Below are 14,853 nucleotides of genomic sequence, written 5' to 3' on the forward strand. Positions count from 1 at the left end.
CAGTTAACGTTGGCTTTCTCGTTGGAGATCGTCCGTGGAAGAGCAGCGCATTCTACGCATTTCATGTTCGAAGTCAACATCCTTGATGAGCAATTAAAAGACATCTGACTTTCAGCTACATAAAGTATTGAAAACGATTCATCTGGTAAGGAATAATCCTGGCTTCAGTAACAGCAGAAAACACTTCCTTCATCTCCTTCTGCTCATCTATCGCACCTTTAACGACGACTCCATCCCTACTTAGAGGTGATAAATAAATGAGGTCTTCGCTGGTTAGCTCAAGATTTTCGATGGTCATCATTGTTTGCTTCAGATTTTCCATCCTCTGCTGTCTGGGAGCAGCACCCGCCAATATTGTCAGGCCAATGCTAACACCAGACCCTCGGGCAGTATTAATAGTCGAGACACACTTAGTTAAATCTCCCGCCTTACCCAGGCTGGCTCTCAGTTCACTCCAACCCGTTTCCAGACCCACAACTATATGACGAAGTCCTGCTTCTCTTAATTCACTCCAATCCTCAGCGCTGCGCTTTGCACTGAAGTCTGGATCTATAAATGAGCCAATCTCTCGTTTGAATGTACCCAGTTTTTCCTTTATCACCTCAAGACAAAACATCAGACGCCTTTGCGATAACGCCATTGCATTAGCTGAGCCGAGAAATACACCAGGAGATGACGAGACCTTACCTCTATACAATTGTTTCACAGCGGTCAGGTGATCAGTGAAAGCCTGTTCACTTAAAATTTTGTAGGGTTTGTCTTTATAAAAAGCACAGAAGGTGCATCGCCGATTAGGGCAACCAATGGCCGGCATCAACACAATATCGCTATAACGGTCTGGCGGTAGTATGGATACCTCTTCCGGATACACTACACGATAAAGCCTGGCTTGATTTTCATAATCCAGAGTCGTCAAACCCTGGCTCGCCTTTATGGTCAAATCATTACAGGCAACACCTTGAACCCACAATTCAAACTCTTCATGCACTTTTTTTACCAGCGCCGCTGACATCGTGAGCGCCTCTGCCCCTTTTACCACAGAGCCATCCATACAACGCCGGTAGAATCTATTTCTCACCCGGAACGAACACCAGTACCCTTCGCTGTTTATTCGCGCCGATATACATTGATCACTGTCTTTTATTTTACAACCATCCTTAAGATAACGTAGTTCAATAGTCATACAACACACTTCTATAATTTCTGATATGATGAGCCTGCTTGGGAGACTTAGATCGACTAGTGACAGAACAATAAAGGACAAGCATTTGCGAAAAATAACTGTATTCGTATTCCTTGCTCTACTTTCCGGACAGCTGCCTGCTAAAGTATCTGATGTCTGTAAGGAAGTTGTATTAACAGGCCATCCAGACCTCCCTCCCGTCAGCTGGGGTGATTACCAAAACACTCATGGCGCAGCATCAGATCTGGTCACCGAGATCCTTGAAGAAGAAGGCATCAACGTGATTAATGATTTTTTTGGCGGAGCTAACAGAGTTACCTACAAGCTACGTCAGGGAATCATCCAAATTAACCCTGCAATGCCCTATCAGCAAAATCACTTGAACGACATTTACTATATATACCCGCCAATCTATACCCAAAGCTATATGGTCGTCACCCGTAGGGATCAAGAACATAAAATTAGTGACTGGTCCGACATGATCGACCTGAAGGGTGTTGCGCCACGGAATGTTCGATTCAGCAAAGCATTCAGCCAATACGCTGCAGATAACCTCCTCATCGTGAAAACCTTCAATGCTCAGCAAGGATTAAAAATGCTAAGCGTAGGGAGAGTTGATTATGCCGTTTATCCACAAATTCAGGGCGACCTGTTTGTTTCCCTGCTCGACCTGGAAGGTAAACTGGAAAAAATGCCGGTAGAACTTTCTAACTTTGACCTTTATGTCGCTATTTCCAAAGAAATGGGCTGCTCACTCCCCGTAAACTCAATCTCAAAAAAACTCACCGAACGACAGGAGTCCGGCTACGCCGACAAAGTATTCAACGACAGTCTTTACAAATGGATGGGGTTCAGTCTCGAAAAACGCAACACCTCCCCCAACTAGCCCAGAAAAATCCTCCATCTCACATTCTAAGCCCAGAAAACAACTCTGACTTTCCGCCGTCAACCTACCCTTCTTATATTTATTTGATCTACATCATTACTCGCTAAGCCTTTAATTTTTATAGTCTTTACACAAACACTAACTATCAAAAAAGCACATTAGCAGGATAAAACAGTCATGAGCCTGACCAAAGCCCCACCGATGCCCGACTCAAGCGCTGGCAATTCCAAAATGATGGATCGCTTTCTGAACGTCATTGAAAAGGCTGGTAACAAATTACCAGACCCAACACTGCTCTTCCTTTATGGGCTTATTATTGTCTGGGTGCTCTCTGCCCTCATGGCTCAGATGGATCTCGACATGATTCATCCAGCCACCGGTCAAAACATTGCCGTAAACAATCTATTAACCGGCTCGGCTCTGGCTACATTCCTGGCCAGCATGGTGAAAAACTTCACAGGGTTTGCCCCACTGGGTATTGTTCTGGTTGCCATGCTCGGCATTGGTGTTGCTGAAAAATCCGGCTTCATTAATACCGGCCTGAAAAAAATGCTCAGCGTGACGCCACCTTTTCTTCTGACTCCGATGCTGATTCTGGTGGCCATTGTCAGTCATACAGCAGCTGATGCCGGTTATGTACTGGTTATTCCATTGGGCGGCATCATCTTCCATGCGGCGGGTCGTCATCCTCTGGCGGGTATTGCGGCTGCCTTTGCAGGCGTATCCGGTGGTTTCTCTGCGAACTTTATTCCTTCCGGTATTGATCCGCTGCTGCAGGGTTTCACTCAATCTGCTGCCCGAATCCTTGATCCGGCCTTTCAGATGAATCCTCTGGCTAACCTGTTCTTCACCGGCGCATCCAGCATCGTGATTATTGCTATTGGCTGGTACGTCACCGACAAAATCATCGAGCCGCGCCTGAAGGCAACTACGGTTCTGGACGAAGACGCTGAGAAAGCACCAGACCTTAGCGTATTCACAGCAGAAGAGAGCAAAGCCTTTAATGCGGCTGGCCTGGCCATGCTGGCGGGTATCGGTCTGTTGGTTGCTGCAGTTTTCCCTGAAACTTCTCCACTGCGTTCACCAGCGGGTGAAATTACGGCGTTCTCTGCACCGTTGATGCAGTCCATCGTGCCTCTGATTTTCATTCTGTTCATCATCCCGGGCATTGTTTACGGTAAGGTCTCTGGTAACTTCAAAACCTCTAAAGACACCGTTCTTGCTATGAACAGCACCATGTCTACCATGGGTTCTTACCTGGTTATGGCCTTCTTCTGTGCTCAGTTCATCTACGCCTTTACTCAGTCCAACCTTGGTACCGTACTGGCACTGAGCGGTGCTGAAGTTCTGCAATCCATGAACCTGCCAGGGCAAATCACAGTCATCGGTATGATTCTGCTGACGGCTACAGTCAACCTGGTGATCGGTTCTTCTTCTGCGAAATGGGCGCTGATCGGCCCGATTCTGGTACCAATGCTCATGGCCGTGGGTATTTCTCCTGAACTGTCTCAGGCGGCTTATCGTGTGGGCGATTCCGTTTCTAACATTATTTCTCCGCTGATGGTGTTCTTCCCACTGGTGGTGGTTTATTGCCAGCGCTATGTTAAGGATTCCGGCATTGGCTCTCTAGCCTCCATGATGATGCCTTATTCCATCGCCATGCTGATCGGCTGGACCATTTTCCTGCTGTCTTACTGGGCGCTGGGGCTGCCACTGGGTATTCAAGCGTCTTATACTTACCCAGCGATGTAATACCTTTCTCATAGAAGACAATCAACTCACTCTTTAAGGGGCTTCGGCCCCTTTTTTTTGCCTTGAATTTCTCCTGCATCAAGAGGGAACGTATGCCCTAAAAAAGAGTCTATCCTTCTATAGCTGATAAAATGCAGAGGAGACTCCCCCTTGTTTAACCTGATGAAAATCATTGATGGCATGACAACGACCAACTGGATCATTGCAGCTATCTGCCTGATTTCATGGATTATTATCATTCATTACGCAGGTATGGTAACTGAAAAACGCTGGGGTGATCGAGAGTCCGGTGCCTTGGTTGGCTTTTTCCTGCCAGGCTTTGCCTTTATGGCTTTGCTCTACTGGCTGTAACCCATCCATGGGTCATTCAAACAATCCAATGATTTAATTCTGTGACGATTTCCAGGATGGCTTTTTCATCATATGAATAATGAAAGCGATGGATGGAAAAACAACTGTTCCCGCAATCACAATCCCTACGTAGGTAGAAGGGCTACCAATCGGCAGGTTACTTGGCGGAAAGAAGGACACAATAAATGCAAACAACACACCCAGAAAACCCAGCCCGGCTATAACAATCATGCCCCCTATACCGCCGGGCACCTTATAAGGTCGCTCCAGTTCTGGTTGAGTAAATTTGAGGCGAATGGCGGATGCGTACATCAGCATATACATCATCAGATACAGAGCGATCGTCATTGCGCTGATTAAGAAAAAAGCCACACTTACATTTTTGAAAACAAAATAGATGCACGACAAAACGGTGACAATGCCACCCTGAAGTAAAAGAATATTGGTTGGAATACCTTCCGCATTCGTTTTTGCCAATGCCGGTGGTAACTCCCCGTTGGTGGCCGTCCACAATAAACCTTTACTCGGTCCACTGATCCACGACATCACACCACCCAGAGCACCAAAGGCGAGCAGCAGACAGAATAATCGGTTCCACTCACCCAGCCCCAGCTTATCTAACATATCCTGACTGGCTGCCATTAAACCTGACTGCAGATCGATATCATTGGGTGGTATGACCGCCGCCACCGCCAGAGATCCCAAAGTAAATAGTAAAAAGATAATCAGGCTGGCCACCAGCATGGCAATGGGAAATTCTTTCTTGGGATTTTTCATCTCATTAGCATGAACGGCGTGTACTTCGACACCAGCAAACAACAGAATAATGCCCGCTAGAAAGGCTATATTGCCAAAGCTGGTAATCTCGGGCCAAAACCGTGGCAGCACTTTGCCCGCCTCTTCTTTTACCAGACCAGTATCTTGAGTGATTAAGTGCTCAAACGCGACAGGATCTCCATATTCGATCCACAAGAGTGCGAGAATGATAACAACAATACCCGGCAGCACCGTTCCAATCAGAAAGCTTCCTCCTGTCACCTTCGAAATAACAGCGCTCCCCTGAAACGTCATCCAAGTGGAAAGCCAATAGAAAATAATACAGAAAACACCAATATAATACTGATCATTGGCAAGGTCAGGCCGTGCCAGCATATAAGCGACACCCGCCGCTGCAAATGACATGACTGTTGGGTACCAGACCACATTTTGAATCCACTGCAACCAGATGGCGACAAAACCTGCTCTTGGCCCATATGCCTGCTCTACCCAGGTATAAACGCCACCACCGTGATCAGAAAACGCACTGCCCAACTCTGCGGCGACCAATGCTGCCGGTATCAAAAAAAGAAACGTGGCAAAACCTATATAGAAGAACATGGTCATTTCTTCTTTTGCCATCATCGGCAATCCTCTCAGGCTGATGACAGCTGCAGAAGTCATCAACGCAATGGCAACGATGGAATATTGTTTCTCGGATGAGCTTGAAGCGGTAGCCATATATCGAATACTCAAGGATTTGAATTTTGGGCGGGAATGAGATGAAGTGTAGGGATACGACAAAAGACACAGGGAATTATAGCTATCGTTTAAAGATAAAATGCTCAAGAAATAGGCAAATTAAGAATAACAGTCACCTCTTTTAAACTTATCGAGTCGTTTGTTTTCTCAGCTATCTTTACGCTACACCCCTCAAAGAAAAGAGCTTAATGAACATCAATACTCGCTCCATCCAAGAACAGAATCCTCGCAATTATCGTTTATCGCAGAATCTTTTGGTGCTTTAGAATAAGACAGGTAAACATCTGCAGCCTTGTATTAAAGAAGCCCCGTGTTTAAAGTCCTGACTAAAATAATGAGAACTCAGGATTTAGCCATGAACAACCCGCTCGCCCAACCTCTTGATCTACCCTGTGGCGCACAAATACCTAATCGTCTCGGCAAAGCTGCTATGACCGAAGGCTTGGCGACCAGTGAAGGCCTGCCCACGCCAGAATTAGACCGGCTGTATCGCACTTGGTCAGAAGGCGGTGCAGGCATGCTACTGTCCGGCAACATTCAAGTGGATGCAGATCATCTAGAGCGGCCCGGTAACGTTGTGATTGATCGTAAACCCAATGAAGAAATGAAAACTGCACTGGCGAGCTGGGCCAAAGCAGCCACATCGAATGGCAATCATTTCTGGGCACAGATCAGTCATGCAGGTCGTCAGACACAAAAAAATGTCAATCCAACCCCGAAAGCACCCTCTGCTATTAAGATCAACTTACCCGGTGGACAGTTTGGTCAACCAACTCCGTTAACCATTGCAGAGATAGAAGACATTGTTCAACGGTTTGGTATCGCAGCCGGTGCGGTTCGTGATGCTGGATTTACCGGTGTGCAAATTCATGGCGCCCATGGTTATTTAATTTCACAATTTCTGAGCCCACGCAGCAACCAGCGCACCGATCAGTACGGCGGTGAGCTGTGCAACCGAGCTCGCTTTTTGTTGGATATCGTCAAAACCGTGAGAGATGTGGTGGGGCCAGAGTTTCCAGTGGCGGTTAAACTCAACAGCGCAGATTTTCAAAAAGGCGGGTTTGCCTTTGAAGACAGTTTACAGGTATCCCAATGGCTGGAAGAGGCCAGTGTCGATCTGATTGAAATCTCCGGTGGCACCTATGAACAACCCAAACTGCTTGGTCTTGAAGGCCTGGAGGAAGAAGAAAAACAAAATGTCGCTCAGTCCACACAAAAGCGAGAAGCGTATTTTGTGGATTTCGCCTTAGCCATGCAGAAAAAGGTATCCATCCCTTTGATGGTCACCGGCGGTTTTCGCCAGCGCAGCGTGATGGAACGAGTCGTGAGCGAAGGCAGCGCAGACCTGATCGGGCTCGGTCGTCCTATGTGCGTTATGACTGACGCCCCCTATCGATTACTGCAAGGGGAAACTGAGCTTCCTAGATACGAAGACGCCTTGGCACTATTGCCGGGCTGGTTGTCATTCTTGCAACGCTTTAATGCAGTGCGCGCCATGGCAAGCTTTGCCATACAGTTCTGGTATTACGCTCAGCTCGACTCGATTGCTCGCACCGGTTCAGCTCAAGAAGATAAATCCGTATTCACTGCCACAAAAGAAGTGATGGCTCAGCAAAAAGTATTACTTCGTCATAGACAGTAGTTTGAATTCGTTCAAACGATGTCTAACGGATATGATGGAAGTCAATGGTCTCCTCTTTCACCCCTGCTTCAGGGTCGTAAAAGACATCAACATCCATCGCACCTTCTGATTTTGCGACAATACAGGTGACTGCACAGTCACCTGTTATATTGACGGCGGTTCTCACCATATCCAAAAGACGATCCACACCCATCACCAGGGCGATCCCTTCCAGTGGCAGCCCAACCTGCTTCAACACCATCGCCAGCATAACCATGCCTACACCCGGTACACCTGCCGTTCCTATTGAAGCCAGCGTGGCAGTCAATATGACGGAAAGATAGTCACTGATCGTCAGCTCTATGCCAAACGCCTGAGCAATAAAGACCGTCGCAACCCCCTGCATAATGGCTGTACCGTCCATATTAATGGTACTGCCCAGAGGGATGGTGAACGAGGCAATTCGATTGGAAACACCAAACCGATAGGTCACTGTTTCCATGGTCACGGGGATTGTTGCATTACTGGATGCCGTACTGAATGCAAACATGGCAGCGTCGTCCATTTTCGACAAGAACGTTCTCGGACTGAGTCCCGTGAAAATTTTCAATAAAGAACAATACGTCACCAGTGCATGTATCAGCAGAACACACAACAGTAAGGTAAAGTATTTAGCCAGACTGACAATGGCTGACAGTTCAATGGTCGTAAACAGCTTGGCCATCAAACAAAACACACCATAAGGCGCAACATTCATTAATAGCGCCACCAACTTCATCATCACATCGTTCAACGCATCAAATAAACGAGCGATCTTGTCACCAGAATCACCGGCGGCACCAATGGCAATACCAAACAGCACGGCAAATACGATGATCTGTAATGTATTACCGCTGGCCATGGCTTCTATTGGATTATCAGGAAACAGGTGTATTAACACTTCACTGATAGCTGGTGCTTCTTTGGCAGAAAAACTGGAAACCGCTTCCAGATTTGCCCCCACACCCGGCTTAACAATCAATGCCGACACAATGGCTAAGGTGATGGCAACTGCGGTGGTAAATAGATAAAGAGCCAGTGTCTTAAAGCCCAGTCGCCCCAACGTTGAGGCGTCAGAGAGGGAGCTGGTACCACAGACAATAGAGGTAAATATCAGTGGTACAACCAGCATTTTTAGGGAAGAAATAAAAATCTGCCCAATAATATGAAACAAGCCATCCGTTACGTATTGCGAGACAAAAACGTTCTCACTCAGAAACGTTCGAGTCAACACCCCTGTCGCTAAACCGGCAACCATGCCAACCAACACTTTTGTAGTTAGCGAATATTGACTCCAGCGCTTAATCATAGGACAACCAGGACGACACTATTTAGGGTAAAAGACAGAAGCAGACGTTTGTTAAATAAGAGCCAAACAACAGTGTTCTTACATTGCTTGAAACCAAGCATAGGTAATGAACAACACTGCCCATCGACAGAACAGACAGTGAACAGCCGGGACAGCACATTCCCGATGATGACTACCCAGTTTAGCAGAAGATAAACCACTGTCTTTTATTGGCATTCTTGGTAATCGAATACCAAAGTCGTCTGGCCTGCGCACAATTTGACTTAGCGCCAGCAGCTTAGCAACATGTCGTCGTGTTTCACCGGGCAGATCCAGCACCCAGAAGCCATTCAGCGTGTAATTCTGCTTGGATTGATTTACCAGCTTTTTAACCCGGTAAAGGCCTGCGTTATAGGCCGCAAATGTCAACAGCCAGTCATTCGTTTTACCATGAACATCCTGAATATAATCTAAAGCTGCTGCCGTTGATTTTTCGAGATCGACTCGTTCATCATCGAGCGTTGAAACTTCTAACCCGTAGGCTCGGGCCGTTCTTGGCATCAACTGCCATAGCCCTTTTGCCCGTGCTGATGAATGCGCATTAAGATTCAATTCGCTCTCGATCAGTGGCAAAAGCGCTAACTCTGAAGGCAGCCCCCTTTCCTGAACTTTCAAAATAATAAACTGTTGATAGGATTGAATTCTGTTGGAGTGTCTATTGAAGTAGTATTGAGGAAAGGCTTGCAGCTGATCTTTTACTCTTTTGGCATCATAATGTTCAGCCAGCTCAAAACCATAGCGAAGTGACTGCCAGCCATCACCTGGATTTTTAAGACAAACCGGTCGGCTTATCTTCTTCGGCCACTGACTTTTCTCAGAAAGGTCAGCCTGCAAGGCATACACCTGCGAACAACACCCATTTGTGACATATATAAAGAAAGACAACACTGCTGAGCTAAACAGCCGCTCTGAAATACCAACAGATCGTATCCATTGGAACACCCGTATACATTCATCACATATCAGGATCAGCAGGACTTTCAATGAATGCCCTGTACTCACTAGCCGTAACAGATAGTCAACCTCGCGTATAAAAGAAAACAACCAAAGGCTGCTAAGAACAACATCATCAGGGATGTCTGAAAACAGGAAGCTAATCTAATATAGTCCATACTTTCAAGAACTTGGCTCCCCATGTAGATTAACCAATTGTGATTTTTTTGAAAAAAAAGGCCGCTTCTGGTTCAACTGCCACTAAGGCTGTGCCATTATTGAGCAGATCCTTTTTAACTTTAATCCTGATAAGGGCACGTGCGTCCTGGCCGATATGATTCTTTGGCCAAACACAATGGAAACTGATATGAAAAAGGTTATGAGAATTTCTGCCCTGGCTGCGGCCGTGTTATTGGTAGCGGGCTGTCAGGATACTGCGCAAGAAGCGCCAAAAGCAGAAATCAAAACAGAACTGAAGACCGATGAGCAAAAAGCCGCTTACGCTATTGGCGCATCCATCGGGAATTTCGCCAGCCAGACCCTAAAGCAGCAAGATGAGCTGGGCGTTGCACTGGATCGTGATCTGGTCAAAACCGGCCTTTTGGACGCACTGGCTGGCCAGGAAATGATGAGCGAAGAAGAAATGGGTGCAGCCCTTCGTGCTCATGAGCAAAAAATGAACACAGTCGTTCAGGAAAAAGCCAAAGAAAAGCGTGAGGCAACTCTGCAATCTGGCGCTAAATACCTGGAAGACAATGCCAAGAAAGAAGGCGTTACTGTCACAGATTCTGGCCTTCAGTATGAAGTGGTTAAGCAGGGCGATGGCGCCAAGCCAGTTGCCGCAGACACCGTTACTGTTCATTACACCGGCAAGCTGACCGACGGCACTGTATTTGACAGCAGTAAAGAGCGCGGTCAACCAGCAACCTTCCCTCTGGCTAATGTGATCAAAGGCTGGACCGAAGGTGTGGCTCTGATGCCAGTCGGCTCTGAATACCGCCTGACCATCCCTGCTGAGCTAGCTTACGGCGATCAGGAAGTAGGCTCTATTCCTGCCGGGTCCGTTCTGGTGTTTGATGTTGAGCTGATCAGCATTGAAGGCAAATAAGCTTCAACTCTTGATTTGGGCAAAGCGCTTAGCTTTGCCCAATCTTTGTAAAGAACCCTCATGAAACTGATATCAATCCTCGTCATCCTGTTTATCAGCCTGTTTGTTGTCGTCAAACTCACTGAAAAACACGGCAAACCAATGACTGCTGAGCAGCAAAGCAAGCTGTCGCGCATAGCCATGGTTCTCATTTTTGTCATGATAGTCGCCGGACTGATCAAGTCTTGCAGTTAACCACCCCTTTATTTCTTATAACGAATCCTTATTCAAAACGTTTCATCCTCTCCTGAACAAATATTGATCTGGATCGATAAAAACACTCGGTCGATAGGTCTATGATGATGCATACATTCGGAAAACATCCCCTGATAAAGGAGCTGCACAATGAGTGACAGTGAAGTGTTTCATCTTGGCCTGAATCGCGAAATGCTTAAAGGCGCCGAGCTGGCTATCGTTCCTGGTGATCCGGAGCGGGTTCAACGTATTGCTGAACTGATGGACAACCCTGTCAAACTGGCAAGCCACAGAGAGTTTGTTACCTGGCGAGCGGAAGTGGACGGCAAGTCTGTGGTCGTGTGTTCTACCGGCATTGGAGGTCCTTCTACATCCATTGCCGTGGAAGAACTCGCCCAGCTTGGAATTCGTACCTTTCTTCGGGTCGGTACCACCGGAGCCATTCAACCACAGATCAATGTTGGTGATGTCATCATCACTACTGGCTCCGTTCGATTAGACGGCGCCAGTCTTCATTTTGCACCGCTTAGCTACCCGGCAGTGGCTGACTTTGCCTGCACTCGAGCAATGGTTGATGTCGCCATTGAAAATAATTTGACTTATTGGACAGGCATTACGGCGTCCAGTGACACTTTCTACCCTGGGCAGGAGCGTTACGACACCTATACAAAACGTGTCAGAAAGAAGTACCAGGGCTTGATGGAGGAATGGCAATCCATGGGTGTGCTGAACTATGAAATGGAATCCGCCACCTTGTTAACCATGTGCGCCACCATGGGTCTTCGAGCGGCTTGTGTAGCTGGTGTTATTGTTAATCGCACCTGCAACGAAATACCGGACACAGAAAGACTGGCCAGTGTTGAACCGAACGCCATCAATACCGTGGTAGCGGCAGCACGCTCACTGTTGAAATAGCATTCATTTATACAGAAAAGCCTGCACCGCAGGCTTTTTACGCATAAGAAACACAACTTTTCAAAGACTGATTCAGCGCCCTCAAAATATCCTGCCTGGCAACAATACCAATTAAACGACCATTCTCAATGACTGGGTAAACCTTAGGCTTATTGCCAGACATCTTCTGAGCGATATCAATAATCGAATCTTCCGGGCTCACCGATAGAGGACTTTCGTGCATCACATCTTTCACATGCAACCGGCTATCGCAATGATAAGAGCCACTGATCAAATGTGGAATGCAATCAAACTCGGATAAAAAACCAACCAACTGTTGATGATCATCCACCACAGGCAATCCGGATACATTAGCAGACAACAGCTGATCAACCGCATCACCAAGTTTGCTGTCCGATGAAAGCGGGTTAATATTTCTTCGTAAAATATCCCTGACAATGTTCATATTCATTCACTCCAATGCAGTCATAAATACTGTATTCAGCATGGGAGAACAGTGAGAAAACAGCCAATAATTTCTAGCTTTTCCCCCCATAGTTAAAATTCATTAAATACAACACGCTCATTGTTTCACAGCTAACACTTGAACAATATCGGTTGCTACCAGCCCCCACACCTGACTGAGTGTTTCCACATAACCGCTATCAGGCTCAGTGTCTGTATATGGCTTGTTATACACTGCTTGCCTGTGGGCAACTGTCTGCCCTTCAATATCCTCCAGTGTCCACCCAGCCATAAGGTTAAGCTGTCCGCCGGCGATAGAAATCGATTGAACCTCAATCTTGGCAACCATCTCTGGTCGATGTTTGCGAAGCCAAGGGCCTGCACTGATCCAGACCTCTGTTCCGGAAGCTTTTTGCAGGTTTTCCGCCATAGCTCGCGTCATTAACTCAGATAATGGCTCACCCCAGCGATCCAGAGTCGAGCTGTGAATATTGACACCACCATCGCTCCAGACCAACTGCCTTTTGTCCAGCCAACCAGCAACACTCACAGGAAAAACACCAACAGACAATGGCAGTTTATCTATGTCTGTTACAACGTTCAGTTCTGAGTCAGCAATAAGCCTGTAGTTGTGGAAGGCAGGATTTGAAGAAACGCACCCCGCCAACACCACAACAAAACAAACCATCAGAACTTTTATAAGCATCAGGCGAACCAACAACGGATTATGCGCTCTCACAATGGTTCTCCCACTGACCGACCAAAAATAATAGCATCAGGTTCACGGCGCAGCATATTAGCCAAATCACCCATAGCCCTAGATGCACGACTGATGTCTGTCGCACTCTGTTGCAACTGGAACATAAGCGGAGAATCAGGATTGAGCGTATCCTGCGCTGCTTCCATGGCTTTCTCCAACTGAACCAACGACCGGTTTAACTGACGGGTGGTTGCTGGCAACTCGGTTTGAAGCAACGTAGTGACCTCACCGGCATCTTTTGCCATGGACGCAAATTCTTCGCGAATACCTGCCATATCCGCACTCATCTCTTCCGACATAGCCCCCATACTGACAAACGCCTTGCCCACATCTTCAATCAAATTATTCATGCGAGCATCACTGGTAAGCGCTTCCAGGTTGTCCAGAGTGTCTTTGAGGCTTTCCGCCATTTCTGCCAGATTGATACTTTGAAAACGCTCCAAAAATTCATCCAGATCGTTAGGAACCGTCGGGATTTGCGGGTAACGGGTATTGTATGGCTGGAGCAAGGGTTTATTGTTAAAAAAGTCTACTTCGATATAGAGCAGCCCGGTTAACAGACTTTGCAGGCCAATCTGAGCACTCAACCCCTGTCGTATTAGCTGCCCCAGTACATCATGCTCCTCACCGGTTCCCTGCTCGCTGATGGCATCGGGATACATATCGACGGTGACGACATTCAGCACTTTCTGGTGATTGTTGTATAACCGTGTATTAATGCTGACAACTTCACCTAGCTTCACACCCTGAAGCGTGACGGGAGCGCCCACATTCAGTCCCTTAATCGACGTATCAAAAAGAATTTGATACCGCTGCACTTCTTTTTTTGAAAAACCATCGGTGTTTAAAAACAGCGCCAAACCAATCATCATGGCGAAAATGGCAATAACAAAGATACCCACAGAGACAGAAACGGACTTTTTATTCATCAACGGTTAAACACCTGCACGACGATCAGCATGTAATGGTTGAGGCTCTGCACCTTTGGCAGACTCACCCGAGTACTCCCCGCGGGAAAGAAACGCTCGAACTGTATTGTGCTGACTGTGATTTAGCATATCTGATGGTGAACCGGTATCCAGTTGAGTTTTAGTTTCGGCATCAAGGTACACACCATTATTGCCAATGGCAAAAATACTGGCCAGTTCGTGGGTCACAATCACGATGGTGGCGCCAGTAGAATCTCGTAATTGAAGTATTAATTCATCGAGTCGACGAGCACTGAGAGGGTCCAGACCGGCAGAAGGTTCGTCAAAGAAAAGAATCTCGGGATCAAGGGCAATGGCTCTGGCCAATCCCGCACGTTTTGCCATACCACCACTGATTTGTGATGGGTAATAATCTTCAAAACCCGCCAATCCCACCAGCGACAATTTATAACGAGCTAATTCTCGCATACTGCGTCGCCCCAGTGACGTGTATTGCTCCAGAGGCAGTGCAATATTTTCCGCCAGAGTTTTATCACTGAACAACGCGCCCCCCTGATAAGTGACGCCCCAGCGCTTGCGCATTTCTAGCTGTTTTTCAGACGTCGCTGAAAAGTAACTTTGCCCCTGAAACAGAATATCTCCCTCTGCCGGCTGAAAAAGGCCAATCATATGTTTGAGCAAGGTGCTTTTACCGCAACCACTGCCCCCCATAATGACAAACACATCACCTCGATTTATCGTGAAGTTCAAGTTGGCCTGAATCAGATTACTGCCATATGTCATGGTCAGGTTTTGGGCTTCAACTATCACGTTTATCATATTATTTTCTGAT

General features: G+C 46.9%; 15 protein-coding genes. 7 read left to right on the top strand and 8 right to left on the bottom strand.

What is annotated here, in order from left to right:
* Positions 1-115: 115 nt before the first annotated feature.
* Positions 116-1,183 carry a radical SAM protein gene (locus AKL11_RS18505; protein WP_157673657.1) on the bottom strand — a complete coding sequence of 356 codons (1,068 nt, stop codon included), beginning with the start codon at positions 1,181-1,183 and terminating at the stop codon, positions 116-118.
* Positions 1,184-1,268: 85 nt separating this feature from the next.
* Between AKL11_RS18505 and AKL11_RS18510 the strand changes: the two genes are divergently transcribed.
* The 3 genes from AKL11_RS18510 to AKL11_RS18520 all read left to right on the top strand — a co-directional run bounded on the left by AKL11_RS18510 (position 1,269) and on the right by AKL11_RS18520 (position 4,172).
* A complete protein-coding gene (locus tag AKL11_RS18510) occupies positions 1,269-2,069 on the top strand; it encodes a substrate-binding periplasmic protein (RefSeq protein ID WP_067520243.1) in 801 nt (266 codons plus the stop codon).
* A 177-nt stretch (positions 2,070-2,246) separates the two neighbouring features.
* Complete coding sequence (locus AKL11_RS18515; protein WP_067520245.1) at positions 2,247-3,821, top strand: AbgT family transporter; 1,575 nt, start codon at positions 2,247-2,249, stop codon at positions 3,819-3,821.
* Between the two features lie 150 nt (positions 3,822-3,971).
* On the top strand, positions 3,972-4,172 hold the full coding sequence (locus AKL11_RS18520; protein ID WP_157673658.1) for a hypothetical protein: 201 nt from the start codon (positions 3,972-3,974) through the stop codon (positions 4,170-4,172).
* A 33-nt stretch (positions 4,173-4,205) separates the two neighbouring features.
* Here the strand turns inward: AKL11_RS18520 and AKL11_RS18525 are convergent, their stop codons facing one another.
* Entirely contained in the window at positions 4,206-5,669 is a 1,464-nt protein-coding gene (locus tag AKL11_RS18525) for an amino acid permease (RefSeq protein WP_067520249.1), read from the bottom strand.
* 376 nt (positions 5,670-6,045) lie between these two features.
* On the opposite strand from AKL11_RS18525, the gene AKL11_RS18530 reads away from it, so the two are divergent.
* Entirely contained in the window at positions 6,046-7,332 is a 1,287-nt protein-coding gene (locus tag AKL11_RS18530) for an NADH:flavin oxidoreductase/NADH oxidase family protein (RefSeq protein ID WP_067520251.1), read from the top strand.
* A 22-nt stretch (positions 7,333-7,354) separates the two neighbouring features.
* On the opposite strand, the gene AKL11_RS18535 is transcribed toward AKL11_RS18530, so the two are convergent.
* Positions 7,355-8,659 carry a dicarboxylate/amino acid:cation symporter gene (locus AKL11_RS18535; RefSeq protein ID WP_067520253.1) on the bottom strand — a complete coding sequence of 435 codons (1,305 nt, stop codon included), beginning with the start codon at positions 8,657-8,659 and terminating at the stop codon, positions 7,355-7,357.
* A 78-nt stretch (positions 8,660-8,737) separates the two neighbouring features.
* The gene (locus tag AKL11_RS18540; RefSeq protein ID WP_067520255.1) at positions 8,738-9,532 is read right to left on the bottom strand and encodes a lytic transglycosylase domain-containing protein; all 795 of its coding nucleotides are present in this window, start codon (positions 9,530-9,532) and stop codon (positions 8,738-8,740) included.
* A 466-nt stretch (positions 9,533-9,998) separates the two neighbouring features.
* Here AKL11_RS18540 and fkpA point away from each other — a divergent pair, with 466 nt between their 5' ends.
* From fkpA to udp, 3 genes are all read left to right on the top strand, one after another.
* Complete coding sequence (fkpA, locus tag AKL11_RS18545; RefSeq protein WP_067520604.1) at positions 9,999-10,739, top strand: FKBP-type peptidyl-prolyl cis-trans isomerase; 741 nt, start codon at positions 9,999-10,001, stop codon at positions 10,737-10,739.
* A 60-nt stretch (positions 10,740-10,799) separates the two neighbouring features.
* The gene (locus tag AKL11_RS25720) at positions 10,800-10,973 is read left to right on the top strand and encodes a hypothetical protein (RefSeq protein WP_172807328.1); all 174 of its coding nucleotides are present in this window, start codon (positions 10,800-10,802) and stop codon (positions 10,971-10,973) included.
* Between the two features lie 150 nt (positions 10,974-11,123).
* Positions 11,124-11,888, top strand: coding sequence for a uridine phosphorylase (udp, locus tag AKL11_RS18550; RefSeq protein ID WP_067520257.1), 765 nt, complete (start codon positions 11,124-11,126; stop codon positions 11,886-11,888).
* A gap of 37 nt (positions 11,889-11,925) precedes the next feature.
* Here udp and AKL11_RS18555 read toward each other — a convergent pair whose 3' ends face one another.
* The 4 genes from AKL11_RS18555 to AKL11_RS18570 all read right to left on the bottom strand — a co-directional run bounded on the left by AKL11_RS18555 (position 11,926) and on the right by AKL11_RS18570 (position 14,840).
* A complete protein-coding gene (locus tag AKL11_RS18555) occupies positions 11,926-12,333 on the bottom strand; it encodes a CBS domain-containing protein (protein WP_067520607.1) in 408 nt (135 codons plus the stop codon).
* A gap of 117 nt (positions 12,334-12,450) precedes the next feature.
* Positions 12,451-13,071, bottom strand: a complete 621-nt coding sequence (locus AKL11_RS18560) for a PqiC family protein (RefSeq protein WP_067520259.1) — start codon at positions 13,069-13,071, stop codon at positions 12,451-12,453.
* Positions 13,068-14,021 carry an MlaD family protein gene (locus tag AKL11_RS18565; protein ID WP_067520261.1) on the bottom strand — a complete coding sequence of 318 codons (954 nt, stop codon included), beginning with the start codon at positions 14,019-14,021 and terminating at the stop codon, positions 13,068-13,070. The genes AKL11_RS18560 and AKL11_RS18565 overlap by 4 nt, the downstream gene beginning before the upstream one ends.
* A 6-nt stretch (positions 14,022-14,027) precedes the next feature.
* Positions 14,028-14,840, bottom strand: coding sequence for an ABC transporter ATP-binding protein (locus tag AKL11_RS18570; RefSeq protein WP_067520263.1), 813 nt, complete (start codon positions 14,838-14,840; stop codon positions 14,028-14,030).
* Positions 14,841-14,853 lie beyond the last annotated feature (13 nt).

Origin of the sequence: Endozoicomonas ascidiicola, from assembly GCF_001646945.1 — a bacterium.
GTDB classification, from domain to species: Bacteria; Pseudomonadota; Gammaproteobacteria; order Pseudomonadales; family Endozoicomonadaceae; genus Endozoicomonas; species Endozoicomonas ascidiicola.

What these genes read in the sequence shown, in the direction of transcription:
- AKL11_RS18505 (WP_157673657.1), bottom strand. Translation starts at nt 1,183, where the DNA reads ATGACTATTGAACTACGTTATCTTAAGGATGGTTGTAAAATAAAAGAC.
- AKL11_RS18515 (WP_067520245.1), top strand. Translation starts at nt 2,247, where the DNA reads ATGAGCCTGACCAAAGCCCCACCGATGCCCGACTCAAGCGCTGGCAAT.
- AKL11_RS18525 (WP_067520249.1), bottom strand. Translation starts at nt 5,669, where the DNA reads ATGGCTACCGCTTCAAGCTCATCCGAGAAACAATATTCCATCGTTGCC.
- AKL11_RS18530 (WP_067520251.1), top strand. Translation starts at nt 6,046, where the DNA reads ATGAACAACCCGCTCGCCCAACCTCTTGATCTACCCTGTGGCGCACAA.
- AKL11_RS18535 (WP_067520253.1), bottom strand. Translation starts at nt 8,659, where the DNA reads ATGATTAAGCGCTGGAGTCAATATTCGCTAACTACAAAAGTGTTGGTT.
- fkpA (WP_067520604.1), top strand. Translation starts at nt 9,999, where the DNA reads ATGAAAAAGGTTATGAGAATTTCTGCCCTGGCTGCGGCCGTGTTATTG.
- AKL11_RS25720 (WP_172807328.1), top strand. Translation starts at nt 10,800, where the DNA reads ATGAAACTGATATCAATCCTCGTCATCCTGTTTATCAGCCTGTTTGTT.
- udp (WP_067520257.1), top strand. Translation starts at nt 11,124, where the DNA reads ATGAGTGACAGTGAAGTGTTTCATCTTGGCCTGAATCGCGAAATGCTT.
- AKL11_RS18555 (WP_067520607.1), bottom strand. Translation starts at nt 12,333, where the DNA reads ATGAACATTGTCAGGGATATTTTACGAAGAAATATTAACCCGCTTTCA.
- AKL11_RS18565 (WP_067520261.1), bottom strand. Translation starts at nt 14,021, where the DNA reads ATGAATAAAAAGTCCGTTTCTGTCTCTGTGGGTATCTTTGTTATTGCC.
- AKL11_RS18570 (WP_067520263.1), bottom strand. Translation starts at nt 14,840, where the DNA reads ATGATAAACGTGATAGTTGAAGCCCAAAACCTGACCATGACATATGGC.